Source organism: Clostridium aciditolerans (assembly GCF_016316925.1).
Lineage (GTDB): Bacteria > Bacillota > Clostridia > Clostridiales > Clostridiaceae > Clostridium_AM > Clostridium_AM aciditolerans.
The window spans coordinates 16317-43132 of sequence record NZ_JAEEGB010000044.1; the positions used below are offsets into that span (position 1 = coordinate 16317).

Annotated in this window: 23 protein-coding genes; 14 read left to right on the forward strand and 9 right to left on the reverse strand. The window is 30.5% G+C overall.

Annotated elements, in window-relative coordinates; all coding sequences use genetic code 11:
- Positions 1 to 167 precede the first annotated feature (167 nt).
- Positions 168 to 812, reverse strand: coding sequence for a membrane protein insertase YidC (yidC, locus tag I6U51_RS22350; protein ID WP_211144771.1), 645 nt, complete (start codon positions 810 to 812; stop codon positions 168 to 170).
- A 676-nt stretch (positions 813 to 1488) separates the two neighbouring features.
- Here yidC and I6U51_RS22355 point away from each other — a divergent pair.
- The 5 genes from I6U51_RS22355 (at position 1489) to I6U51_RS22375 (ending at position 7823) form a co-directional block, all read left to right on the forward strand.
- Positions 1489 to 3522, forward strand: coding sequence for a methyl-accepting chemotaxis protein (locus tag I6U51_RS22355; protein WP_211144772.1), 2034 nt, complete (start codon positions 1489 to 1491; stop codon positions 3520 to 3522).
- Positions 3523 to 3670: 148 nt separating this feature from the next.
- Complete coding sequence (locus I6U51_RS22360; protein ID WP_211144773.1) at positions 3671 to 4549, forward strand: diacylglycerol/lipid kinase family protein; 879 nt, start codon at positions 3671 to 3673, stop codon at positions 4547 to 4549.
- Between the two features lie 168 nt (positions 4550 to 4717).
- Positions 4718 to 5413, forward strand: coding sequence for a VanR-ABDEGLN family response regulator transcription factor (gene vanR / locus I6U51_RS22365; RefSeq protein WP_211144774.1), 696 nt, complete (start codon positions 4718 to 4720; stop codon positions 5411 to 5413).
- Positions 5397 to 6548, forward strand: a complete 1152-nt coding sequence (gene vanS / locus I6U51_RS22370) for a vancomycin resistance histidine kinase VanS (protein ID WP_343069850.1) — start codon at positions 5397 to 5399, stop codon at positions 6546 to 6548. Before vanR ends, vanS begins: the two co-directional genes overlap by 17 nt.
- A 267-nt stretch (positions 6549 to 6815) precedes the next feature.
- A complete protein-coding gene (locus I6U51_RS22375; RefSeq protein WP_246517624.1) occupies positions 6816 to 7823 on the forward strand; it encodes a D-alanyl-D-alanine carboxypeptidase family protein in 1008 nt (335 codons plus the stop codon).
- 104 nt (positions 7824 to 7927) lie between these two features.
- On the opposite strand, the gene rd is transcribed toward I6U51_RS22375, so the two are convergent.
- Positions 7928 to 8089, reverse strand: coding sequence for a rubredoxin (rd, locus tag I6U51_RS22380; protein WP_211144775.1), 162 nt, complete (start codon positions 8087 to 8089; stop codon positions 7928 to 7930).
- A 354-nt stretch (positions 8090 to 8443) separates the two neighbouring features.
- Between rd and I6U51_RS22385 the strand changes: the two genes are divergently transcribed.
- A complete protein-coding gene (locus tag I6U51_RS22385) occupies positions 8444 to 9631 on the forward strand; it encodes an anaerobic nitric oxide reductase flavorubredoxin (RefSeq protein ID WP_211144776.1) in 1188 nt (395 codons plus the stop codon).
- A 62-nt stretch (positions 9632 to 9693) separates the two neighbouring features.
- Here I6U51_RS22385 and I6U51_RS22390 read toward each other — a convergent pair whose 3' ends face one another.
- Positions 9694 to 10029 carry an HAD hydrolase family protein gene (locus I6U51_RS22390; RefSeq protein ID WP_246517625.1) on the reverse strand — a complete coding sequence of 112 codons (336 nt, stop codon included), beginning with the start codon at positions 10027 to 10029 and terminating at the stop codon, positions 9694 to 9696.
- A 688-nt stretch (positions 10030 to 10717) separates the two neighbouring features.
- On the opposite strand from I6U51_RS22390, the gene I6U51_RS22395 reads away from it, so the two are divergent.
- The 3 genes from I6U51_RS22395 to I6U51_RS22405 all read left to right on the forward strand — a co-directional run bounded on the left by I6U51_RS22395 (position 10718) and on the right by I6U51_RS22405 (position 15429).
- On the forward strand, positions 10718 to 12718 hold the full coding sequence (locus tag I6U51_RS22395) for a methyl-accepting chemotaxis protein (RefSeq protein WP_211144777.1): 2001 nt from the start codon (positions 10718 to 10720) through the stop codon (positions 12716 to 12718).
- Positions 12719 to 13089: 371 nt separating this feature from the next.
- Complete coding sequence (gene gap, locus I6U51_RS22400; protein WP_211144778.1) at positions 13090 to 14142, forward strand: type I glyceraldehyde-3-phosphate dehydrogenase; 1053 nt, start codon at positions 13090 to 13092, stop codon at positions 14140 to 14142.
- A gap of 198 nt (positions 14143 to 14340) precedes the next feature.
- Positions 14341 to 15429 carry a 4Fe-4S binding protein gene (locus I6U51_RS22405; RefSeq protein ID WP_211144779.1) on the forward strand — a complete coding sequence of 363 codons (1089 nt, stop codon included), beginning with the start codon at positions 14341 to 14343 and terminating at the stop codon, positions 15427 to 15429.
- A gap of 266 nt (positions 15430 to 15695) precedes the next feature.
- Here the strand turns inward: I6U51_RS22405 and I6U51_RS22410 are convergent, their stop codons facing one another.
- The gene (locus I6U51_RS22410) at positions 15696 to 15944 is read right to left on the reverse strand and encodes a CPF_0552 family protein (RefSeq protein ID WP_178907740.1); all 249 of its coding nucleotides are present in this window, start codon (positions 15942 to 15944) and stop codon (positions 15696 to 15698) included.
- Positions 15945 to 16141: 197 nt separating this feature from the next.
- On the opposite strand from I6U51_RS22410, the gene I6U51_RS22415 reads away from it, so the two are divergent.
- Positions 16142 to 16543: a hypothetical protein gene (locus I6U51_RS22415; protein WP_211144780.1), complete on the forward strand. Its 402-nt coding sequence runs from the start codon at positions 16142 to 16144 to the stop codon at positions 16541 to 16543.
- Positions 16544 to 16852: 309 nt separating this feature from the next.
- On the opposite strand, the gene I6U51_RS22420 is transcribed toward I6U51_RS22415, so the two are convergent.
- The gene (locus tag I6U51_RS22420; RefSeq protein ID WP_211144781.1) at positions 16853 to 18367 is read right to left on the reverse strand and encodes an MBL fold metallo-hydrolase RNA specificity domain-containing protein; all 1515 of its coding nucleotides are present in this window, start codon (positions 18365 to 18367) and stop codon (positions 16853 to 16855) included.
- A gap of 510 nt (positions 18368 to 18877) precedes the next feature.
- Here I6U51_RS22420 and I6U51_RS22425 point away from each other — a divergent pair.
- Positions 18878 to 19993, forward strand: a complete 1116-nt coding sequence (locus I6U51_RS22425) for an aminopeptidase (RefSeq protein ID WP_211144782.1) — start codon at positions 18878 to 18880, stop codon at positions 19991 to 19993.
- Positions 19994 to 20087: 94 nt separating this feature from the next.
- Here the strand turns inward: I6U51_RS22425 and I6U51_RS22430 are convergent, their stop codons facing one another.
- Positions 20088 to 21356 (reverse strand): D-alanyl-D-alanine carboxypeptidase family protein, encoded by a 1269-nt coding sequence (locus tag I6U51_RS22430; RefSeq protein ID WP_211144783.1) that lies wholly within the window; start codon positions 21354 to 21356, stop codon positions 20088 to 20090.
- A 208-nt stretch (positions 21357 to 21564) separates the two neighbouring features.
- On the opposite strand from I6U51_RS22430, the gene I6U51_RS22435 reads away from it, so the two are divergent.
- Complete coding sequence (locus I6U51_RS22435; RefSeq protein ID WP_211144784.1) at positions 21565 to 22173, forward strand: NUDIX hydrolase; 609 nt, start codon at positions 21565 to 21567, stop codon at positions 22171 to 22173.
- A gap of 18 nt (positions 22174 to 22191) precedes the next feature.
- On the opposite strand, the gene I6U51_RS22440 is transcribed toward I6U51_RS22435, so the two are convergent.
- Both I6U51_RS22440 and I6U51_RS22445 read right to left on the reverse strand, forming a co-directional pair.
- A complete protein-coding gene (locus I6U51_RS22440; protein ID WP_211144785.1) occupies positions 22192 to 22539 on the reverse strand; it encodes a hypothetical protein in 348 nt (115 codons plus the stop codon).
- A gap of 78 nt (positions 22540 to 22617) precedes the next feature.
- A complete protein-coding gene (locus I6U51_RS22445; protein WP_211144786.1) occupies positions 22618 to 22974 on the reverse strand; it encodes a winged helix-turn-helix transcriptional regulator in 357 nt (118 codons plus the stop codon).
- Between the two features lie 251 nt (positions 22975 to 23225).
- Between I6U51_RS22445 and I6U51_RS22450 the strand changes: the two genes are divergently transcribed.
- The gene (locus I6U51_RS22450) at positions 23226 to 23450 is read left to right on the forward strand and encodes a hypothetical protein (protein WP_178907749.1); all 225 of its coding nucleotides are present in this window, start codon (positions 23226 to 23228) and stop codon (positions 23448 to 23450) included.
- Between the two features lie 53 nt (positions 23451 to 23503).
- Here the strand turns inward: I6U51_RS22450 and I6U51_RS22455 are convergent, their stop codons facing one another.
- A complete protein-coding gene (locus tag I6U51_RS22455; protein WP_211144787.1) occupies positions 23504 to 24985 on the reverse strand; it encodes a nicotinate phosphoribosyltransferase in 1482 nt (493 codons plus the stop codon).
- 207 nt (positions 24986 to 25192) lie between these two features.
- On the opposite strand from I6U51_RS22455, the gene I6U51_RS22460 reads away from it, so the two are divergent.
- The coding region (locus I6U51_RS22460; RefSeq protein WP_211144788.1) for an ATP-dependent helicase at positions 25193 to 26816 on the forward strand (1624 nt) is incomplete at its 3' end.

Genomic DNA, 26816 nt, shown 5'->3' on the forward strand with positions numbered 1-26816 from the left:
CTCTGCTTAACTGGGGGATAAGCACTGCTGCGCGCCTGGATAAGTTCTTCTAAGTTTCAGATGGAGAAAGTCATCCTTATAAGCAAACTCCATCTGAACCTAAGAATCACTTGATAAGATTCTCGCTATATTTTTTTAATTTATTCTGTTCTTTAAATAAGAGGATATTAATAACTTAAGCTTCTATTTTTTAAATATAATCTAAAGGCTATCTCTTCCATTAAAGAAAATAAACTTGTTGTTATAAGATAAATTCCAACAGCTATTGGAATTTTTATGGTTATCAGTATACTGAAAATACTTGTCAATATAAGGGTAGATTTTGGCATATTGTTATAAGAACTTACTTTTAAAAATGAAAAATATGAAAGTAAATTTGGACTTAGCGTAGCAAGTGCATACAATATAGGAAGAACAAAATAGCTATCTGCTAGTTTAATGCTTGTTACCCAAGGAATAATAATTGTTCCTGTATGGACAGGCATTTTTAAAATTACACTATATAATGTAAATATTATTGGAAGCTGCAGAAAACTTACTAAACATCCAAGCATACTTTTAGCACTTTGTTGATAGTGTTTTTGCAACTCTGATTCTAGTTTTTCTTTATTATTTTTATATTTTTCTTTTAATTCTTCTATTTTTTTAGATAAACTTTGCTGCTGCTGCATGCTCAATTTTTGTTTCATTGACATTGGTAGAAGAAGTGTTCTAACTAGTAGTGTCAATAAAATTATTGCAATACCCCAATCACCTGTTAAGTTAAAGAAATAGTTTAGTGATGTATTTAATACACTAGAAATGATGTTCATATTATCTCTCCTCATTTTGTATTTTTATTGATAGAACACCATCTCTTTTAAAATTCAACACAAAACCGCCATACCTCATATTTTTCAAAAGATATATAGTCTTTTCTCGTCATGAGTTTCCAAAAGTTTAAAGCCTGGCAATAAACCTTTTTTACAAATTGAAAATTAAAGTTTCTAACAAGTTGTTTTATCGAATAAATAGCATAGGAAAAAACACTTGTAAAGAAAACAAATATAAAAAACAAATGAAATATATTTATAATATCATGCTCCATAATTATCTACTCCATCATAGTTTTATATTATTCATCATTATATCATTGACGTGAAATAATTTTCACTTTATAAGGATTAATGATATATCAATAGTTTAATTGCATTATATGGTTTGAATTAACCTTAAACATAGTATAAAACTTTTTTGGATATTTGTAAATAAGTAATTACAATAACATTTAAGTATATAAAAATAGAATTAAGTTTTAACAATTAGAATTTAGATATTTTGTTTTTATTTTTATTATTAAAGTTATATATTTTAAAATTTAAATATAGAAATTAATTGGTGGCTTAATATGGACAAAATCCAATAATATTCTTAAAGAAACTTAATAAAATTGCGATAAATATATAAATAAGGTATCTATTTTTAGTTAAATGACGAAGGAGTGATAAAATGCGCATAAAACAGAAGATTCCAATATTTATAGGGACACTTATTTTAATTACAATGATAATCTCTTGCTCAGTAGTATATTATCAAGTATCCACCAAACTTTACGACGCCAGTCAAATTGAAATGAAATCTATATCTAAAAGTTCTATAGAAACTATATCTGTTATGTTGGAAAAAGAAAGTACAGAGATAGAGGTACTGTCTAACAAAAAATCAATTGTTGAACTTCTTCAACTTTATGATACTTCTTATGATTCTGAAGCATATAAAACTGCTGCTGAAAACATTAATAAAGAATTAGATGAATATGTAAAAAAGCAGGGCAATTTAGAACATACTTTTATAGTAAATAATAAAGGAATTATAATAGCGGACAGCGATAGAAAGCTTATTAATCAGAATATATCAGATAGAAACTATAATAAAGAAGCTTTAAAAGGCAAAACAGCAATTAGTGAGACGCTAACTTCAAAATCAAGCGGCGCACAAATTATAGTGATAACTAGCCCAATAATAATAAATGGAACAATTTATGGATATTCTGCTTCTGCAGTGAGGGCAGAAAGTTTTTCTAAATATTTTAAAGATGTAAAAATAGCAGAGACAAGTAGTAGCTATGCTTATTTAGTAGATGAAAAAGGAAATGTGATTTTTCATCCTACTAAAGAAAAAATAGGTAAGCCAGTAGAAAATGATAAGATAAAAGAAGTTGTAAAAAAAGTACAAAGTGGCGAAAAAGCAAATGGAAGCGCCATTGAATATTTATTTAATGGAAAAGAAAAAAGCTCTTATTATGAAGTAATACCAGGTGTAAATTGGACATTTGTCCTATCAGCAGATAAATCTGATATAATTTCTGGTGCTAGAAAATTAACTTTTATGATAATAGCCATCATGATTGGAATAGCTTTGGCAGCAGTTTTAATATCTAGTATTATATCAAAGAAAATAACAGATCCTATAGAAAAGGTTACTGAGATTGTAGATAGGACTTGTAAACTTGATTTAACATATAATAAAGAATATGAATACCTATTCAATTATAAGGATGAAATAGGTGACATATTTAGAGCTATTGTTAATATGAGAGAAACATTAAGAAGAGTAGTAGGAGATTTATCCTCAGTTTCAAATAATGTAAGCAGTAATGCAATCTTTGTGCAGAAGCTTACAGAAGAATTAAGGGGATACGCACAAGAAACTTCAACAGAAGCTGAAAATTTATCAGCTGCTATGGAGGAGACTGCAGCTACAACAGAAGAAATTTCTGCATCTTCTGGAGAGATGGTAAGTGCGGTAGCCTCTATGTCAGAGAAGGCAGAAAGAGGATCAGAAAACTCTAATGATATTTCAAAAAGAGCTGAAAGTTTAAAACAGACTTCCGTTAAATCTATAAAAGATGCGGATAATATCTATAGTAACGTAAAAGCTGATCTTGAGATGGCTATAGAAGGCACTAAAGCAGTAAATAAAATAAATGAACTTACAGAAGGTATACTTAGTATTACAAGCCAAACAAACTTATTAGCTTTAAATGCGGCTATTGAAGCAGCTAGAGCCGGAGAAGCTGGAAAGGGATTTGCAGTAGTAGCGGATGAAGTTAGAAAGCTTGCAGAGGAGTCTGCAGCTACCGCTGGTAATATACAAAATGTTGTAGGTACAGTAGAGCATTCTGTAAAGAAGCTGATAGAAAGTTCCGTAAGTATACTAAATTTTGTTGAAAAAACTGTAACAAAAGAATATAAAAATATGGTAGACGTAGCTAATCAGTACAATACTGATGCAGATGATATAAATGAATTTATGGTGGATTTTAGTGCTGTTGCAGAGGAGTTAAATGCTTCAATTGAAGGAATAGTAAAAGCTATAAATGAAACTGCTTCTACTGTAAATGATAGTGCTGAAGGAGTGCAGAATATAACTGAAAAAGCTGCAAATATATTTGAAAAGCTTCAGAAGGTAAATGAAAATGCTGTAGAGAATATAAAGAGTGTAGATAGACTAGAGGAAGTTATAAAAGAATTTAAGATTTAGTGAATTTATAGACGTAAAAGGCCGAAAGTTGACCCCTATAAAGTAGATACAGATAAAAAACTGTAGAACTACTTTATAGGGGTTTTCATTTTTGTGTATAATAGTATGTAGCAAATATTTGATCGCACTTTACGAAAGAGGTAAATTTATGAAGCACTTATTTATTATTAATCCAAAGGCAGGTAAAGAAAAAGCACTTCAGCTAATACCTGAAATTGAGAAGGAATTTAAAAACACTAATGAGGAATTTATAATTGAGGTAACAGAAAGAGCAGGACATGCTACAGAGTTAGTCAGAAAATATGTCAGCAGGGGAAATTACAGAGTCTATGCTGTTGGAGGAGATGGAACACTGAACGAAGTGTTGAATGGAATGGTTAATAGTGAAAGCTGTCTCGGCGTTATTCCAAGTGGCAGCGGAAATGATTTTATTAGAAGCTTATATAAAGGGAAGCTGCCTAGAAATATAATAAGAGATACTATAAATGGAGATATAAAACCAATTGATTTAGCAAAGGTTGATGACAGATATTTTATAAATATTTCATCAATAGGAATTGATGCTGAAGTTGTAAATAATGCAAAGAGTATAAAAAGATTCCCATTCATATCAGGAAAAATAGCATATTCACTTAGTGCTATTATTACAATATTTATGTATAAGTATAGAGATATTCAGCTAACAATTGATAGTAAAGAAATAAATATAAAAAATACTTTATTAGCGCTGGCAAATGGAAGGTATTACGGTGGAGGGATGAAGGTAGCTCCAGATGCAGATCTGCAGGATGGACTATTTGATATTTGTGCCATTGAAAAGTTAAGTAGAGCAAAAATGTTTATACTATTTCCAAAGCTTATTAAGGGTGAGCATAATCAAATAGAAGAGGTTACTTTTTATAAAGGAAAAAAGGTAACAGTAAATTCTGAAGAAGAGGTTACCTTAAATATAGATGGGGAAATAGTAAAAAGAAAGAATATTACCTTTGAGATAGTATCAGGGGGAGTAAGATTTATAATACCATAAATTTAGTTTTTATAGGGGTACAAAGTCGAAGATTGATTTATACAAATAGATACTAAAAGGAGAAAGACTCTAACTTAGGAAAATCTTAATAATTTATTAAGAGTAAAATAATATTTTATATCGGATATATTAGTAAAATAAGATATTACATAAGAGAGGTGAAAGACTATGAATGGAAGAATACTTGTGGTGGATGATGAACGGGAAATTGCTGATTTAGTGGAATTGTATTTGAAAAATGAAAACTATACCGTTTATAAATTTTATTCCGCAAAAGATGCTTTGGATTGTATTGCAAAGGATACGATCGACCTTGCGATTTTAGATGTTATGCTTCCCGATACAAGCGGCTTTACAATTTGCCAGAAGATTAGAGAAAAATATACTTACCCTGTGATTATGCTTACAGCAAAGGAAGAAGAAATTGACAAGATTACAGGATTGACACTTGGCGCAGATGATTACATTACAAAGCCTTTTCGTCCATTGGAATTAGTGGCAAGAGTTAAGGCGCAATTACGTAGATATTGGAAATATAATAAGGTTTCAGAACAAGAAGAAAATATCATTATTCATTCTGGGTTAGTCCTTAATATAGATACTCATGAATGCCTCTTGAATGAGCAACCATTGACGCTTACTCCTACTGAATTTTCAATATTGAGGATACTGTGTCAGCGAAAAGGTAATGTTGTTAGCGCAGAAGAATTGTTCCATGAAATATGGGGAGATGAGTATTTTAGCAAAAGCAACAATACCATTACAGTTCATATTCGGCATTTAAGAGAAAAGATGAACGATTCCGTAGAAAATCCCAAATATATTAAAACCATATGGGGAGTGGGGTATAAAATTGAGAAATAAAAGAAAAAGGCCTGACTATATAAAATTAAAGCGTAAAATATTTTTTCAAATGCTATTGATTGTAGTAGCTTCGGTTTTTGTCGCTTTGTTTCTACGTTCCTTATGTAGAGGGAAGATTGGAGAACTGGTTGTTCGATTTCTAGAACGTAGTTTTTTATTACGCTATGAGGATGCATTTACAATCTATCAATACACTTTCCGTAATAATTTAGATATTTTTATGATGATAACAATTATTATATTTTTTCTTATATTCTTTCGTTTTTTTCTTTCTTGGTTTACAAAATATTTTAATGAAATGAATGATGGTGTTGATGCTTTAATAAGAGGTGAAAATAAAGCAATTGAGATGTCACCAGAAATGGATTTCATGGAAAGCAAGTTAAATGTATTAAAGCAAACTTTAAAAATAAGGGAACAAAATGCTCAACAAGCAGAACAAAGAAAAAATGATTTGGTAATGTATTTGGCTCATGATATAAAGACTCCGTTGACCTCTGTTATTGGATATTTAAGCTTGCTTGATGAAGCTCCGGATATGCCTACTGAACAAAAGGTGAAATATGTACGAATTACCTTAGAAAAAGCATATCGCCTAGAAAATTTAATTAATGAGTTTTTTGAAATTACACGATATAATTTTCAAACAATGACATTAGAAAGAGAAACCATTGATCTATACTATATGCTTATTCAAATGACAGATGAATTTTATCCGTTACTTGAGCCACATGGAAAACAAGCTGTGATTCATGCTGATGAAAACATGACAATATATGGTGACCCGGCTAAATTAGCAAGGGTATTCAATAATATTTTGAAAAACGCAGTTGCCTATAGTAACGATAACAGCATCATTGATATTTCAGCGGAAGTCCAGCAAAACAATGTTGTAATCTCTTTTAGAAACACAGGAAAAACAATTCCTAAAGAAAAGCTGAGCTACATATTTGAAAAGTTTTTTAGATTGGATGAAGCACGAACAACAAATACTGGAGGGGCTGGATTAGGGTTGGCCATAGCAAAAGAAATTGTCACATTACATGGAGGAACAATTTCTGCGGAAAGCAGCAATGGTATTACTGTTTTTACAGTCACCTTACCTGTTAAGCAGAATGAGTTGGAAGAAGCATAAATATACTGTAGCCTCTAGCTTTAGTAAAATATTAATTTTTTCTTTACCTTTTCTTAATAATTAAATAGTTTCATATTAAAGTACAGTCTGTTCATTTTCGATAGAATGGTTTTATCGATATGAGCAGGCTTTTTCTTTGTGGAAAGAAGAATGATTAATGCATTCACCATTCCAGGGAGCAGAGCATTTATGGTCAGTTTCTTAATAATGCGAAATAGGCTATGAGCTTTAATAAGAAATTATTAGGTTACTAGGGAGGAAATGAATATGTTAAAAAATGAAAAAATAAAGGGAAAAACTAGCTGTTTAAAAATCAGTATATTTATTTTGATGATTACTTGTTCAATTATTTTATTGGTTCAAGGAAAATCATTGCTGTTTAACGAACCGAAATTACTTAAAAAATTTGATACCCTTCAACAAAACTATTCCGTTAAAATATCAGAGAAAAATCAAGAATTAAAAAAATATCAGAAACAACAAAGGAATGATATTAAGACAAATAAGTTATATAGTTCAAATGCAATTTTACTAGATTTAGAAGACAAGCAGGTGTTAATGGAAAGAAATTCTGAAGATAAAATATATCCAGCTTCATTAACTAAAATAATGACTGCTGTTGTTGTAATTGATACTGTATCAGATCTTAATGAAACAATGAAACTTTCATCTGATATTTTTCCGGAATTATATGCCTCAAAAGCTTCAATGGCTGGGTTTTTACCTAATGAGAAAGTAAAGATTATTGATTTACTGTATGGAGTCATGCTGCCCTCTGGTGCAGAGTGCTGTATTGGATTAGCTAATGAAATTGCAGGCTCAGAAAAAAACTTTGTGAAGATGATGAATGAAAAAGCAGTTAAATTAGGAATGACAAATACACACTTTTCTAATTCAACAGGACTACAAGATAGTCAGCATTATACCACCGCAAAAGACATTGCTGTTTTATTACAGTATGCACTTCAAAAAGATGTGTTTCGTGAAATCTATACAAGTAGTAGATATAGTACCAAACCAACGAACCTGCATCCAGATGGAATAACTTTTAGCAGTACAATGTTTAAATATATGGACCATACAGATATAGCAGGAGGGAAAATATTGGGGGGGAAAACAGGATATACAGAAGAAGCAGGCTTATGTCTTGCTAGTTTAGCGGTTGTGAATGGGAAGGAATATGCCTTGATAACTGCCGGAGCAAGCGGAAATCACCAAACAAAGCAATTCCACATTTTAGATGCCTTTAATGTATATAATCAGATAGGCAAATAAATTATTAGACTTGAATTATCCAAAGCTACAGTTGTAAGAAAAGGAAAACGGTATAACATTATAAAAATGTTATGCCGTTTTTCTTAATTTAAATACATTTTATTTTATTCAGTAGGTTCAAATTGGTCTTTGCCTACACCACATAAAGGGCATAGCCAGTCATCTGGAACGTCTTCGAAAGATGTTCCAGGGTTAACTCCGTTATCCGGATCACCTTGCTCAGGGTCATAAATATATCCGCAAACAACACATAAATACTTTTGCATAATATTACCTCCTACTTTAATTAATAATATTAACAGTGTTTCACTTTTAAGTGAAATAATGCGTAGAATTAATAATTTGTCATAGTATTATTTTACCAAGGATGTATTTGTTTAGTCAGTAACCCTTGTTACGGAAAATTTAAATTATTTATCCGATGTCTACAGCCACTGGATAACGGATTCTAAGCTTCACCTGGAGTTTAAAACTCCACCTGAAGTTTAAAACTCCACCTGAAGCCAAGAATCCTGTTTATATATTAGAAAAATAGGCAAACTATTGATAACACAGATTAAATAAGTCTTGGATAAAAATTAAAATATAGCAAAGTATTTAATAATAAAAGAGGTGTTACTATGAGTTTTAAAATTAATGACAAAGTTACTTGGGCAGGGAAAATAGATTGGGAGCTCAGAAGATTCCATGGTGAGGAATACTCAACACATAAAGGTTCATCGTACAATTCATATTTAATAAGAGATAAAAAAACCATATTAATAGATACAGTATGGAAACCATTTGCTAAAGAATTTGTAGATAACTTAAAAAAGGAAATTGATTTAAAAGAAATTGACTACATAATTGCAAATCATTCTGAGCCTGATCACAGCGGAGCACTTCCAGAATTGCTTAAGGAAATACCTAATGTACCTATTTACTGCACTAAAAGTGGTGCTAAATTACTTAAAGGACATTATCATGAAGACTGGAACTTCGTTGAGGTTAAAACTGGAGACGCATTAGAAATTGGAGAAAATAAATTAATATTTGTTGAAGCAAGAATGCTTCATTGGCCAGACAGTATGTTTACATATCTAACCGGTGAAAACATATTATTCAGTAACGATGCCTTCGGTCAACATTATGCTTCCGAGCTTATGTATAATGATTATGTTGATAACGCTGAATTATATCAGGAAGTAATAAAATATTATGCGAACATTTTAACTCCATTCAGCACACTTGTAGAAAAGAAAATAGATGAGGTACTTAGTTTGAATTTGCCTGTTAACATGATTTGTCCTAGTCATGGTATCATTTGGAGAGATAATCCACTTCAAATTGTCAATAAATATCTAGAATATGCAAGAAATTATCAGGAAAATCAAGTTACTATTATATATGACAGCATGTGGAATGCTACAAGAAGAATGGCTGAGATGATAGCTGAAGGGATAAAATCTGCTAATAGTGACATAGCTATTAAGATATTTAATTCTTCAAAATCTGATAAAAATGATATTATCACTGAAGTTTTTAAATCTAAAGCTATATTGGTAGGTTCTTCAACAATAAATAAAGGAATACTTTCTTCAACAGCTGGAATTTTAGAAATGATAAAGGGGCTTAGTTTTAAAAATAAGAAAGCAGCAGCTTTTGGAAGCTACGGATGGGGAGGAGAGTCAGTAAAGATTATTACTGAAGAGCTTAATAAAGCTGGTTTAGAAGTAGTAAATGAAGGTATAAGAGAATTATGGTATCCAGGAGATGAGGAAGCACAGAGATGTAAGACTTTCGGAGAAAATTTTGCAAAGACATTATAGAATCCAAAAACATATTATCATCTAAATCAAAGCAGCGCTAATCTCTTAGCGTTGCTTTAATTCTATTTTTTTTTAAGTATCATATCAAATACGTCCTTAATACTTTTACAAGTTATATGAGAGTTAACTATAGCTTGAGAGGCACAGCCTTCGTCCCCTATAACAGCTATTGACAATGCTGCTTTTTTCAACATTTCTACGTCATTGAGTCCATTACCTACAGCTATGGTACTTTTATAGCCTAATTTTTCTATAAACTCTTTCTTGTATATAGTTGCATTTCCTCTGCAGAAGGTTTCAATAATAACAGGAAGGTCTTTACATTGTTTTCTTACATTTCCATAGGTGTCTGCAGTTATTATATATACATTTAAATAAGTACTTAGTTCAGTAAGCATATTTTTAACATAATCGGAAAGTGAACCATCTACTGCTATAGTTCCATTATAATCAAAAACAATATTTTTTAATTCTAAATTGCATCTGCCTGTTTTGTAGTATAAATTATTTTAATAGTTTAAAATGCAATTATAAATATAATTTATAAAGATACTTTCGACCTAGTATTTATAGATAGCTGTAGAGCCAAAAAAGATGTGCTGATTTAAGTTTTTCAATACCAAATTTCCGATATTCCAGTGAACAATAACTTTAAAATTTGTAATATTTTATAAAGAATTCTAAAGAGTTTTCTACATTAGCTCCCATATTTCTGTCAAGCTGTATTTTGGAAAGTGATATACCTTTGTATATTACCGTCAGCACATGGTAGTATTTTTAACAATTAATATAAGAATATTATTTTAATCTGGTATTTCAAACATTTTAAATGAATGTAATTTAAATATACATATAAATATATTTAAATTATGAATAAAATATGATGTTAGATACTTTGAAAAATTGTTAACATTTAGTATAATTTTTATATGATTTGTTAAATTGTTATCACTATAATAATTTGATGAATTTTGTATTTATTCAACTATGTTAAATAATATACGGTAAATTAAATTATGAAAAACTGAAAGTTTCATAAAAAACTTTAAATTTGCAATGAATTAATAACTTAAGAGGAGGAGCTATATGAAAATAAAAAGTAAATTTATAATACTGTTTACTAGTTTTGCAATAATACCCTTAATTATAGGTGGAATTCTAATATATTTTATAAATAGTAAAATAAATGTTGAAGACGCAAAAAATACTCTTATAAACCAAGAAAAGGCTGTAAAAATGTCATTAGAGAATTTAGAATCTATAATGGAGAAAATAGGAAATGAAATGTCTTATTCTAAAAATACTATAGACTATTTGAATGATCTAAATACAGGTAAATTAAATCCAACATTAGAAGCATCAATTATAAGTGAATTTAAAAGATACCAAAGCCATTATGGATTTTATGAAAATATAGCATTAATTAGCAAAGATGGTGTAGGGATATTGGACGCTACTGGAACATTAGCAGGGAAAGATTTAAGTAATATGAATTACTTTACAGAGGTTAAAAAACAAAAAAGAGTTTATGTTAGCCAAATAAAGGAAAGTATTACAACTAAAAAACCTATTTTTATTATATCAGAACCTGTATTAGACAATAGTGGTGAATTGTTAGGAGTAATAATTCAAACAGTGGATTTAAAATTGTTGTCCAAGCAATATATTGCCAATAGTAAAATTGGGGAAACAGGATATTTGTATATACTTCAAAATGATGGTACAACTGTAGCACATCCAAAAGAAGAGGAAATACTCAAGAAATCTGTTGCCGATACGGATTTTGGCAAAAAAATAATCTCAACTAAGCAAGGTATAATTCAATATAACTATAATGGAGTAGAAAAGTTATCAGCCTATGATTACAATAAAAGTTTGGGGTGGATCTTTGTAGCTACTGTACCGATGAGTGAACTTACTAAATCTAATATAACTATAGTAGAAGTATTATTATCAATAGCTCTTATAGGAGGAATTTTGTCAGTGTTATTAGCAATGTTCATTGGCAAAAATGTATCAGAACCAATAGAAAAAATCTCTCAATCTATGAATGAAATAGCCCAAGGGGATTTTACTATAAGAGTAAATAGTAAAGGTAAAGATGAAATAGCAAATATGTCAAATAAGTTAAATGATACATTAAATACTATTGGAGAATCTTTAGGTTTAGTGAAAAATGCATCTTTACAGCTTGGAGAATCAGCATCAACTCTTTCTACTATATCAGAGGAGATGGTAGCATCAGCTAGTGAGGTCTCCTGTTCTATACAAGAGGTTTCGCAAAGTGCAGCATCTCAAGCTGGCGAGATATCAAATGTTGTAAGCTGTTTAGTGACTTTAACAGAGGAAATCGATATAGTTAGCAAAAAACTAGCTGAAGTAGGAGAAAATGCAAAAGATACTGAAGTTAAGGCTGTAGAAGGGGAAAGCAAGATTTATGAGCTAATTAATATCATTGTATCAATAAAACAGTCCTATGATGTAGTGCTTCAAAAAGTTAACGGGTTATCCACTACAGTTTTTGAAATAGGTAAAATAACGGATGTTATAAGTAATATATCTGAACAGACGAATCTTTTGGCACTAAATGCTTCAATTGAAGCTGCAAGGACAGGAGAGCATGGAAAAGGTTTTACAGTAGTTGCAGAAGAAGTAAGAAAATTAGCTGAAGAGTCTAGTGGTTCGTCAAAAAAAATAATAGATTTAGTGAAATCTATAACAGATGAAACTCAAGAAGTCATTGAAAATTCCAATAAAGTTGGAGAATTACTTGAGGATCAAGCAGTAACTGCAAATGATACAATAATATCTTTTGAAGATATTATTTCTTCTATGAAAAACGTTCCGAAATCTATAGAAGAAACAGCGAGCACGCTAAGTGATACAATAGATGAAAACAAGATAGTTTTAGAGAAAATTCAAATGATATCCTCAGCGGCACAAGATATTTCAGCTGCTTCAGAAGAGATATCCTCTTCTTCAGAAGAATTGTTAACCTCTTCTAATGAAGTATCACGTATGGCAGATAGAGTAGACAAAGATTCTGCAGAGCTTAGGGAGAAAACAAACTTATTTAAGGTTGAATAAAATGAAAAGATCATTAAAAGGTAATTGAAAGGTACTTTTTAATGGTCTTTTTGTTTTTAAGCAGGCATATTTGTATGCAAAAAAGCATTGTTACTTTTTTAACCTATTTTTGATAGAACTCCAAATTTAGCTAAAATTTCTTTAAATAATAATGTAAATGTGAGCAAATTAATGAAAAGTAAAGTTAATTAAGTGTAACTCGGTACTCAATAAAATTGACATATAAATAGTTTATTGATATAAATAATATAGCACATTTAATTAATGTGTTATATATAATGTACTAAATAATAATATTATTACATAAAATAATATTGAATAATATATTTATGATACATAAGTAATAAATTACTTTTTTAGGAGGAGAGTTTATGTCTATAAATATTGCTATCAACGGTTTTGGAAGAATAGGAAGAGCGGTACTTAGAATTGCTCAAGAAAGAATGGATGAAGATGTAAGGATAGTTGCAATAAATGCTAGAGCAGATAGTAAAACTTTAGCACACTTATTTAAATATGATTCCTGCTATGGAAGATTTAATGGAACTGTTGAAACTACAGATAATTCCATGATTATAAATAGTAATGAAATAAAGATATTAAATGTAAATGATCCTGAAAATTTACCTTGGGAAAAACTTAATGTTGATATAGTTATAGAGTCAACAGGAATATTTAAAGATAAAGAAAAGTTAATGAAGCACGTTAGAGCTGGAGCTAAGAAGGTAATTATAACTGCGCCAGCAAAAGGTGAAGATATAACTGTAGTTATGGGAGTTAATGAAAAGGATCTAGATGTTGAAAAGCACGTTGTTATATCAAATGCATCTTGTACTACAAACTGTTTAGCTCCTTTTGCTAAGGTTTTAGATGATAAGTTTGGAATAGTTAAAGGTTTAATGACTACTATACATTCATATACAAACGATCAGAGAATTTTGGACAAAACTCATAAAGACTTAAGAAGAGCTAGATCAGCTGGAGAATCTATAATTCCAACTACTACAGGTGCTGCAAAGGCTGTTGAAAAAGTATTACCAAACCTTAAAGGTAAGCTAAATGGATTTTCAGTTAGAATACCAACACCAACAGTATCTCTTACAGACTTAGTTTGTGAGCTTTCAAAACCTGTTACTGTTGAAGAAGTTAACAATGCCTTTAAAGAAGCAGCAGCAGGATCTATGGAAGGAATATTAGGATATTCTGAGGAACCACTTGTATCAATAGATTATAAAGGTGATGATAGATCATCAATAGTGGACGGACTTTCAACTATGGTTATCAGTGAAAACATGATAAAGGTTGTATCATGGTATGATAATGAGTGGGGATATTCAACTAGAACTGTTGATTTAGTAAATTATACAGCAAACTTAATGAAGCAACAAAGCGAATGTGATGTTAAGATGGCAGCTAACCAATAAAAGTTGTTGGTTTCCCAAGGGGAAACCTCAACTTTTTTTTGTTCCATCATTATACATATATACTATAAAAAAGAATATAATAGTAATTGTATAAGCTTTTTTAAATTTAATCATATTTTTTAGAAGGAAAAGAAGACAAAATGTAGAAATTATTAATTAGGTTCAATATTTGAAAACAACAGTTTAGGGGGTAATTATATGGCGGATTTAAGTGTAAATCTACGCGGCATTAAATTGAAAAACCCAGTTATGCCAGCTTCGGGACCACAGGTTAGAGATGCTAAACATATGATGGAGTGCGTACGACAGGGAGTTGGAGCTGTAGTAACAAAAACTATATCTGAAATACCTGCCAAGATTCCGAAACCTTTTCTTCAAGAAACAAAGCATGGAGCATTTTTATATAGTGAATTATGGTCAGAAATTCCTGTTGAGCAGTGGGTGCAAAAAGAATATAAATTGTGTAAAGATTGTGGTGTACCTTTTATCATAAGCTTAGGATATACAGCGGAAGATATAGAAAAATTAGCACCTTTGGTTGCTCCGTATGCAGATATAATTGAAATATCAACTCACTATATGGAACAAGACATAGAACCTGTAATAAAATCAATGCAGGCAGCAAGAAAGTTTGATAAGCCTGTTTATATAAAAATAAATCCAGGTATAACTAAAATAGGTTGGTATGTAAAGAAACTAGTGGAAGAAGGAGCAGATGGATTTGTAGCAGTAAATTCTTTAGGACCTTGTCTCCACATAGATGTAGAAACAGGACTCCCTTATTTAGGAAATGAGAAGGGATATGGGTGGCTATCTGGTAAAGCCTTAAACCCAATAGCATTAAGATATGTGTACTCTATATCGAATTCTGTTAAAGTTCCTGTAATAGGAGTAGGAGGAGTTTCTAGTGGAGAAGATGTAGTTGCAATGATAATGGCTGGAGCATCTGCAGTTCAGCTTTGTACAGCAGCTATACTAGAAGGACCAGAAGTATATTCTAGAATAATTAAGGAATTAGATGAATGGCTTGATAAGCATAATTATAAAAGCTTAGATGAAATAAGAGGATTAACTGCAATAAAAATGAAGGAACGAAAGATTAACAAAGAACCTGGTTTACTGCAGGTAAATAAAGAAAAGTGCACATCCTGTGGCGAATGTGTTAAAAGCTGTTCTTATAGTGCAATAATTCTTGAGGATAAAGCCCATATAGATCAGAATAAGTGTTTTGGATGCGGTCTTTGCTTAACAAAATGTAATGATGCAGCTATAAATTATATAAGATAATAATATGTAATAAAAACCTTGTGACGCAAGATAAAAATTTTGCGTCACAAGGTTTTTATAGAGGACAGAGGACAATTGACAGAGGACAGTGAAGGTGAGTTTTCTTCCTTATGTCAGAAAACTATTATATTTTTAAGCTCGTTTCGCTAAGGCGAAACATTGCATTATATATAATAAAGATTTTTCGCAGCGTAGCGGAGAAAAATCATCCTTCACTGTCCTCTGTCCTCTATCAATTGTCCTCTAAAAAAATGCTTCGCATTTTTTTATAAAGACATATATTTTACATTTACACCTTCAACGTCAAGAAGCTCTTTTTCCAAATCTTTAACTTTATTTTCATCAGAATTAATATGTAAAAGTATAAGACCTCGTTCTGAACAAGAATCTGTTGATGTTTCATGAAGCCCAATTCTTGTTTTGATAATGCAGCCATGTTTTGTCAGCACTGTCTGAACTTGTGGTGCATGAGCACTTCTTGGATCAATGGTTAATGCCATAATAGTTGTTTCCATAACTAACATCTCCTTTAACACAATTATTCTTTTTTTCCAACTTAGTATAACCTTATAAAGGAAAATAAATATATAAATCATGAAAAAATTATTATTAATTTTTAACTTTTTAAATTAATATGGGAAAGCATGCATATACATTTAGTGAAACAGGAAAATATGCTAACCTTTTAAGTTAGATATAAAGGAGATGCTTTATGGCTTCAATTAATTTTGAATTAAGTGAGTTGGTGGATATTTTTACTAGAGGAGTTAAAATGCCTGATCAGATAAAACATATTTGCTGTGACCGTAACAAAATAAAAGTTACAATTTCTCCAGGAATGTTGGCACCTAATTTTAATTTATTTTTAACATATGATAAATTCTACAAAGGGAAGATTGTATTTAAGGTTTCTTCTAAAGGTTCAACAGATTTAGTAATTTCTTTTCTAGATAAATTGGGATTTAGTATAAGTGGAAACCTATGTGAATTTAATGCAAAGCATTTTACTGTAGACATAAATGATTATCTAAAGGATAAGTTTAGTTTCATAGAGGTTAAGGACATTATTAATAATAACAGTAAATTCAGCATAATACTTAAACATAATTTTTAAATTTAAATGTAAGGGGACTAGGCGGTCAGTTAATTTCCCTATAGAATAAAAATAAAGAGGTAGATGTAATCAATACAACTACCTCTTACTACTAACACTAAATGTATTAATAGCTTCCGGAAAGAATAATGTGGATTAAGTGGTATAAAATAAAGGTTCTCACAAACCTAAAATATTCTTTATACCGCCACTTTAAACCTTCCTTATGCTACTTAGTGTATCCAGCTGATATCTTATTATTCAAGACTTATTTAGTGACCAAATGGTACTAATGTATCTTCTTAGATAACTTGTGGAATAAAGGATATTCTATATGTCTTTTATTGCATTATTTATTTGATCAAGTAAAAGATTTTTATCCATAGAATCTAAGTCTTCAATAGAGTTTATTAATGACAATATCTTATTTCTAGTTAAGCTGAATTTTTGTGGTATGACTTCTGTATCAAAGGTATCTCCAGATTTAGCTACAAAAGTTGAATATCCTTTAGATATTAAAAGTTCATTAAAACTAGACATTGCTGAGGTATCTCCATGAACTAATAGAACTTTTTCAGGTTTTGCTTTAAAAGCCTCTAACCATCCTAAAAGTCCGTTTCTATCTGCGTGTCCAGATAATCCATGTAGAGTGTGTATTTTAGCATTAACTGCAATTTCTTCTCCAAATATTTTAACTTTTTTAGCGCCTTCTGAAATACTTCTACCTAGAGTGCCTTCAGCTTGATATCCTACAAATACTATAGAAGATTCTTTTCTCCATAAATTGTGTTTTAAATGATGTTTTATTCTTCCTGCTTCGCACATACCACTAGCCGAAATTATAATTGCACCACCTTGAAGTTTATTTAGATTTACAGATTCTTCAGCGGACTTTGTAAATGTTAAACCTTTAAAACTTAAAGGATCATCGCCACTAGCTAAAAGTTTAGTTGCTTCTTCATCATAGTATTTGCGATATTTTGAAAAAATTGCGGTAGATTCTGAAGCTAAAGGACTATCTACATAAACAGAAACTCCCTTTAGAACATTTTCTTCAACATATTTGTTTAGAGTATATAGAACTTCTTGAGTTCTTCCTACTGCAAAGGATGGTATTATGACATTTCCACCTCGTCTTAAGGTATCCTTTATTATTTTAGCTAAATCTTCTAATTCCGAAGATAAATTAGTGTGAAGTCTATCTCCATAAGTAGTTTCCATTAGGACATAGTCAGCATAATCAATAATAGTAGGGTCTTTTAAAATAGGTATATCTTTATTTCCTAAATCACCGGTATAAACTAACTTTGTTTGCTTTTTATCTTCTTCTATCAGCATTTCTATAATAGCAGAACCAAGAAGATGACCTGCATCTCTAAATCTAACCTTAAAACCATCAAAAAGCTCAATCCACTGATCATAAGGATATCCTTTAAAAAGGTACATAGTTACCTGAGCTATTTTTGCAGTATATAAAGGTTCAATTGGAGGAAGTCCTTGTCTCAATCTTTTTCTATTCTTCCATTCCGCTTCTGACTCAAGTATATGTCCACTATCCGCCAACATAACATTGCATAGATCTAAAGTACCTTCAGTGCATATAACGTCTCCTTTAAAGCCCTGCTTATATAAAAGGGGAATTCTTGCACTATGATCAGTATGTGCATGACTTAAAATAACATAATCTATATCCTTAGGATTAAAATTAAAGGTTTCATTTCCTCTTTCTCTTTCATCTTTTCCTTGATACATTCCACAGTCTAATAGAATGTTTTTATCCTTTACTTTTAGAAGATGGCATGAACCGGTGACACAACCTGCGGCGCCATAAAATTCTATCTTCATACAAATTCCTCCTTAAGCTTGTTGTTAGGTATATTATATCACGAAATTTTTAATTTTTAAAATATTAAAAAAAGGAAAATTACTATTAATGAGTTATATATATTAAACTTTGCTATTTGATTTCTTCGCTGGCCTATATTTTCAAAGCTTAGTCCATTAAAATTTTTAAGTTACTATAAAGCTTGTGGTTATATGACTAATATAATTTTAGTAAATAATCAAAATAATATTATAGCAAACGACTTAAATTATTTTGGATATTGTGGTAAAATTTATCCGATGACTACTCGCTCTAATACTCCCACAGGTACTCTGTATAAGCGATCATCCTAAAATCATATATTTGGGTGCATATTTGAACTATTTGTATCTTTTTTAGTGGGAGTAAAGATCGGCTACGTCCCTGGATAACGCCTTCTAAGTGCTAAAGAGACTAAGAAGCCTGTTAATATTTAAATAAGTTGTTGGTTTATGAAAATATATACAAAGTATGAAAGGAAGGTCATAAAAATGGGAGATAAGAGACTTAACAAACTTGCAAAACTTTTAGTGAATTATTCCACTGGAGTAAAAGAAGGAGATTTTGTATTAGTTGGCTGTGAAGATATAGCTGAGCCTTGGATGAGAGAAGTAGTTAAGGAGGCTATAAAAGCAGGAGCACATGTAGAAACCATGCTTGAATCTCATGAGGTTAAAAACATAAAACTAAAGTACAGTAGTGAAAAACAGCTTGAAGAAGAGTATTTCATACAAAGAACAGCTCTGGAAAAAGCAGATGTATGGCTTACAGCTTGGGCAACAAGAAATACCAGGGTTAACTCAAATATACAAGCAGATAAGTTACAGTTAGCTGCTAAAGGAGCTTCTAGCTGGAGAAAAATTTATTCTGAACGTACAGGAGAGGGTTCTCTTAGATGGTGTGGTACCCAATATCCTACTTATGCAGATGCACAAGAGGCTTTAATGAGCCTAGAAGAATACGAGGACTTTGTATATGGTGCAGGTCTTTTAGATATGGAAGACCCCGTTGCAGAATGGAAAAGAATAAGCAAAGAGCAGGAGAGATGGGTAAAGTACTTAGATAAAAAGAAGGAACTGCATATAATCTCTGAAGATACTGATATAAGTGTAAATATTGAAAATAGAAAATGGATTAATTGTGATGGAAGAGTTAACTTTCCAGATGGAGAGATATTCACTTCTCCAGTAGAGGATAAAATAAATGGCTATATTACTTTTAGCTTTCCAGGCATTTATATGGGAAAAGAAATCGAAGGTATAAGACTTGAAGTGAAAGATGGAAAGGTAGTTAAGGCTACAGCTAAAAAAGGAGAGGAATTGCTTCAAAAATTACTTTCCATAGATGAAGGTGCTTCAAGATTTGGAGAGGTAGCAATAGGAACAAATTATGGTATACAAAAATTCACAAGAAATATGTTGTTTGATGAAAAAATTGGTGGAACAGTTCATATGGCTATAGGAGATTCCATGGCCGATGCCGGTGGTAAGAATAAATCAAACATACATTGGGATATGCTTTGTGATATGAGAAATGGTGGTAAAATCTATGCTGATGGTGAGCTTTTCTATGAAAATGGAAAGTTCATAGAGGATGTATTAAAGTAACATATAGGGCTTCAATTTTCGTCTTTGTAACACTATAGCTAACTGAAAGTATGATTTCATTAGAAAAGTAAAAAGGAGTGAATTAACACTCCTTTTACCATGTATATTTTCCTCTTCGTCTTTTTCTCTTTATATCTAGTATTTTCTTCACTGCAAAGGCTATAACTCCTAAGGAAGCTAACACTGCTAGTAAGGCAGCTCCATAAATAGGTAAGTTATTTTTCATTAATGCTCCTTTAGGTAAAGCAGAATATAATTTATAATCCCTAGATGCAGTTCTTTCTTTAATTGTTAATGTACCAATCGGCTCAGTTCCTTTTAGGCTAGAAACTTTTATATCATTTAAGTTAACAACTTCTTTTAATTCTTTTTTATTTGTTGCATTGTCATAATAATTAATATCTTCTTTAATAGTTACAGGAACATCTATAGATTTTTCAGGTCCTACAAATCCTAATGGCTTATATTTAACTGTCTTAGTAGTTATAACTGAATCTTTTTTGTGCAGGCTCACAGGCTTTGCAGCATAGCTCCAGTCTATTACTTTCTTCATATCATCAAATACAAAAGCATCATTTTGATCGTATACCGAATTCATTACAACACCTAGTACTTTTCTGCCACCTCTATCATAAATTGCTACTAAACATCTTCCAGCAGGCACAGTATAACCAGTCTTTCCGCCTATGCATCCATCCGTTCCAAGCAGCTTATTTCTATTTTCTATAAGAAAAGTAGTTCCACTAGAGGTTTTGATAGTGCTTTTCTGCTTTCCCATAGACTCTTTAACCCAAGGGTTTTGGAAAGCTGCACGAGCTATAACACTTAAATCATAGGTAGTCGTATAGTGATTTGGATCATGTAACCCGTTAGGTGTAACAAAATGAGTATTACTCAAATTTAATTTCTTAATTTCTTCATTCATTTTATCTGAAAAGTCTTTAGCATCTTTACTTACATTTTCTGCAATCATATAGGCAACGTCATTACCAGAATACAATAAAAGTCCATCCATTGCATTATCTGCAGACATCTTTTCACCTACAGCGATAGGGTGAAGGTTTAGACTTAAAGAATACTCAGGTTGAGCTTTTGCATCTTGTGTATATGTAAGCATATCTGTTTTATTCTTATTTTCTGCAAGAAGAAGAGCTGTTAAAAGCTTAGTAGTACTAGCAGGATACATCTGCTTGTCTATATCTTTAGCATATATGATTTCACCAGTTTGCATATCTATTGTAACAGCGGCTTTACCATAAATTTGAGGCTCAGTTTTTTGGTTGTCGCCAGCGGCAAATACATTAATATTTAAAGAAAGTATAAAAATAAAAATTAACAAAATAGATAGTTTTTTCTGTTTCAATGTTCATCTCTCCATTTACCCTAAATTTGTGTACATATTTTACTGAAAATATTATAATTAAGACATAACAATTTTCAGTATATCACTTACAATAAAATTTGACAATCGATTATATTAAGCTAAATTCGTTAAATTTTATATATAAAGTTATTATGTAAAAGTAATTGAGCTATAATTTAAAATTACTTAATAAAGGAGGGTATCATTTATGTTAGATAAAATACAAAACATATTTACTAATAGAGAAGCTGGAATAATAGGACAATATAAAAAGAGTGCGGTAATGATTTTGCTCTGTGAAGATAAGGGTAAAACTAATGTGATTTTCGAAGTTAGATCTTTGAATTTAAGACATCAGCCAGGAGATATATGTCTTCCAGGAGGCAAGTTAGAGAAGGGTGAATCTCCAGAAAAAGCATCAATAAGAGAAACAATGGAGGAATTGAATCTTAAAAGAGAGGATATAGAATTTATAGGAAGTATGGATTACATTGTCACACCATATAATTTCATAATATATCCTTTTATAGCTAAAACAAATAAATCTGAAATAGAACCTAATAAATCTGAAGTCGATCATATTTTCAAGGTGCCTTTAGAATTCTTTTTAGAAGATTCGCCTATGCTGCATGAACTTTCAATAATACCAGATCCAGGAAGCGAGTTTCCTTATCATCTTATAAGAAACGGGAAAAATTATAAATTTAGAAGTGGTAAGATGCCAGAGTACTTTTATAAATATGATAATTATATAATATGGGGATTTACAGCATTAATTATAAAGTCTTTTGTTGATATAATTAAAAGAAATATATGAAAATAAAAGAAGGCAATCTTATGTAGATGCCTTCTTTTCTACTCTTGCAGCAAATATAAAGGATAGAACTATGAGAACTGCATATATTAATAAATATATTATTGAAATTAGTTGTACTCTAAATAAAAATTTTATAGAAGCAAAAATTATTATAGAAACTATAAACCAGAACATACATACATTAGCCATCCTAACATTTTTTATCCTCCAGCTTTCAGGATCTTTCATCTGTCCGATTATTTTATCTTTCTGAGGGCTTTCAGGAGAGGTCTTAGTAACTAATAATTTAAAATATAAATAAGCTGCAATAGCTGCTATAGCAATTCCTAAAATAAAATAGGAGAGAGATATACTTGTCAAATTCATAACAACAACTCCTTTCATGAGTCTGATGATAATAGTTTAACCAAAAAATAAAAAATAAGTAGTAAATAGTTGTACTACTTATTTAGATTCACATTTATCATAATAATCTCTGCCCCATTTACACATAGTACCTAAGATAGGCATAAGGCTTTGTCCCTCTTCAGTCAAGGAGTATTCTACTTTTGGAGGTACTTGAGCATAAATTTTTCTATTTACCATGCCGTCTGCTTCTAGTTCTCTTAACTGTTGAGTTAGCATTTTCTGCGTAATTCCAGGAAGGGCTTTTTTAACTTCGCTGAATCTTTTTGTTCCGCCAACACCTAAATGCCATAGTATAAGTGTCTTCCACTTTCCGCCTATAATGTCCAATGTTAACTCCATTGAACAAGTGTACTCTTTGTTACGTATTTTCATAACATTACATCCTTTGTTCATAGTGATGCTCCTTTTAAAAATCTGAAGTATATTTTATATACTTGTATACCTAATAGTTATATAGGGTAATTAGTATATCACTACAAAATTATATCATTTAAGTATATTATATTCAAATTATTATATTTAGAAAACTTTATAACAACCATAAGAAGATTTTAAAAATTTAGTAAATTGTATTTAATTTTCCAATTTCTTATTGTATAATGAAGTTAACTTGAATTATATCTTTTGGGGAGAAGGTGTTGACTATGGATGAATGCCCATTTTTATCAACTTATGATAAAGATGTAGAGTGCTTTAAAGGATGTGCTCTATATAACTATAAGGATACAGGGGGGATTTGCCCTTTTAAAAAAGTCTCTCAATATTCATGTGAAGCATTAGGAAGTAGAAATGATTTAGTAGAGTTATATGAAAAAGATTTTCCTTTTGTAGGAAAGTCATTTTTCGAAGAAAGAAATCAATATTTTTAGCATAATAAAAGGACAGACTATTTATTTTCTGTCCTTTTATTATCAATTAAATTTTATTCAACATATTCGCTAGAGTACTTATGAAGTAGTTCCTCTTTTAAATCCCAAAGTTTTCTTGATAAATCTACATAGTAATTATGAGGATTTTCAAATCTTAAAACTTCAGGCCATAACTTTTCTGTTTCTTCTTGAACAATTTTTCTAATTTCCATTACATCAGGGCTTTCATACACTAGTTTGCCTTTATCAAAGATTTTTACTAAAAGTTCTTTTACGTAGTAATCCTTAATTTTTTTCTTTTTCCATGTGTAAACAGGGTTAAATAATTCTATAGGATTATTTTCATCTATGTTTTCTTCAGCAAGAGTTATTAAATCTGCTATAGCTTTATCATTGGCTTTGTCGAATATTCTGTATATTTTCTTAAAGCCAGGATTAGTTATTTTTTCTTCATTTTCACTTATCTTTATTTTAGGAACTATAGTGCCATCCTCATTTTCTACAGCAGCAAGCTTGTAAACTCCTCCAAACACAGGTTCTGATTTTGCAGTTATAAGTCTTTCGCCAACTCCAAAAGAGTCAATTACGGCTCCCTGACTTAATACATCTCTTATGATAAATTCGTCAAGAGAATTGGATACAACAATGTTTACATCGCTAAACCCAGCTTTATCAAGTATTTCTCTACACTTTTTTGATAAGTAGGTAATATCTCCACTGTCTAATCTTATACCCTTTGGTCTATAACCTTTAGGTAATAAAACTTCATTGAAAACCTTTATAGCATTAGGCAAACCAGATTTTAATACATTATATGTGTCTATAAGAAGAGTACAGTTATCTGGATAGACCTCAGCCCATGCTTTAAAGGCTTCATATTCATTTGGGAAAAGTTGTATCCAACTATGAGCCATAGTGCCAACTGCTGGTATACCGAACATTTGCTCAGCGATTGTACATGCTGTAGAATTACATCCTCCAATTGCGGCAGCCCTTGCTCCATAAATTGCTCCATCATATCCTTGAGCTCTTCTAGAACCAAACTCCATTACGGATCTTCCCTCAGCAGCTCTACAGATTCTATTAGCTTTGGTAGCAATTAAAGTTTGATGATTTACAGTTAAAAGAATCATTGTCTCAACAAACTGAGCTTGAATAGCAGGGCCTTTTACAACAACCAAAGGTTCGTTAGGAAATACTGGATTTCCTTCAGGAACCGCCCACACATCGCAGCAAAATTTAAAATTTCTCAAATAGTTTAAAAACTTTTCAGAGAAAATGTTTCTACTTTTTAAATATTCTATATCTTCATCAGAGAACTTTAGATTTGAAAGGTATTCAATTATCTGCTGAACACCTGCCATAATGCAATATCCTCCGTCATCAGGAACCCTTCTAAAAAACATATCAAAATAAGCTGTTTTATTTCCAGCTTCACTTTCTAAATATCCATTCCCCATTGTAAGTTCGTAGAAATCAACCAACATAGTAAGATTTCTTCCATTTCTTACATCAAAATTTTTTGTGAATTCCATAGTTAAATCTCCCTTATTTGTTTTAGTAGAATCAATAAATGTTAAGAATTATATATATATAAATATTGTAATACTTTACTAATATTATTACAATAGTGTAAAAAAACTAAGAATGTATTATACAATATATTTAAAATTTATTTGATATAATTATATAATAGAGTTTATTATATAATGTGTGTTTAAAATATATAAAGGGAGAAAAGTATGTTCAAAGACGGAAATTTAGATGATTATCAGAGAAATGCAGTTTACACCGATGAAAAAAATGTTTTAGTGGTAGCTCCTCCGGGATCTGGAAAGACGACAGTAATTATAAATAGAGCTGCCCATCTTATAAGAGATAAAAAAGTAAATCCAGGTAATATGATAGTAATAACATTTACAAGGGCAGCAGCCTTAAATATGAAGAATAGATATCTAAAATTAACTAATAATAGCAAAGCTCCTTTTTTCGGGACTTTTCATGCACTTTTTTATAAAATATTGAGTAGACATATAGGCAATATAAATATAATAAAAAGCAGTGATGCCTTTAGACTAGTCAACGGAATTTTAATATCTTATTTAGATTCTGTAGGTGAGGAAAAAGTTAAAGAGGTTTTAAATGACATATCCCTTTTTAAGAATAGTGGAGAATGCATGGAATATTATAAGCCTAAGATAGATAAAAGTATTTTTATAGAGTGCTTTAATGCCTATGAGAGCTTTAAAACTGAAAATAAGCTTATGGATTTTGATGATCTTCAAATTAATGCTAAAAAGTTATTCTTAAGTAAACCAGAGCTTTTTTCTTCTTATAAAAGGCTATTTAAATATATACTTATAGACGAATTTCAAGATTCCGATGCACTTCAGATAGAATTGCTGCAAATGCTTGGCAAAGGCAATTCTATTTTTGCAGTAGGTGATGAGGACCAATGCATATATGGCTTTAGGGGCTCAAGGCCAGATTGTATGGTGGATTTTGATAAGTATTTTGACGGCGGAAAGAAGATCTTTTTAAGAATGAACTATAGAAGTAAAGAGAATATTGTTCATTTATCCAAGACTCTTATAGAAAATAATAAAACTAGAAATTTTAAAGAGATAGAAGCAAACAAAAAAGAAAAAGGAAAAATAAACTTTTTTAATGTTGAAGATGAAAAAAGCCAATCAATAAAAATTGGAGAAATTATTGAAGAATTAGTAGATAAAAATGGTGAGGAATACAGGAACAATGCAATTTTGTACAGAACCAATTTAGAAAGCAGAAGTTTAATAGATACTTTTTTAAAAAAGAACATTCCATTTAAACTTCTTGATAAAGAATACGATTTTTTTGATAACTTCATATGTAAAGACATATTAGCATATTTAAAATTGAGTATTGATATTACTGATAAAGAAAGCTTTATAAGAATAATAAATAAGCCTTTTAGATACATTAGCAAAGTGAATATTGAAAAGGTAAGACGAAACATAATAAAGGAAAGCTGCTTTGAAACATTGAAAAATATAGAGGATATTCCTTTATTTCAAATTAAGGCCATGGATAAATTAGAGAATAATATACTTAAGCTAAAAAGAATGTTCTTAAGAGATGCTATAAATTTTATAGTCAATGATCTAGGGTATTTTGATTACATATATGAGTATAGTCAAAAAATGAAAAATGATTTTGAAGAACTAAAAGACATAATAGAAGGCTTTAAGGAAGCTGCTGAAGACTTTAACAGTATAACAACATTTTTAGTTCATGTTGATGAAATAAAGGAGCAGCTAAATAAAAAATCTCAAAATGAAGATAGTGTTATTTTAAGTACAATTCACGGAGTAAAAGGTATGGAGT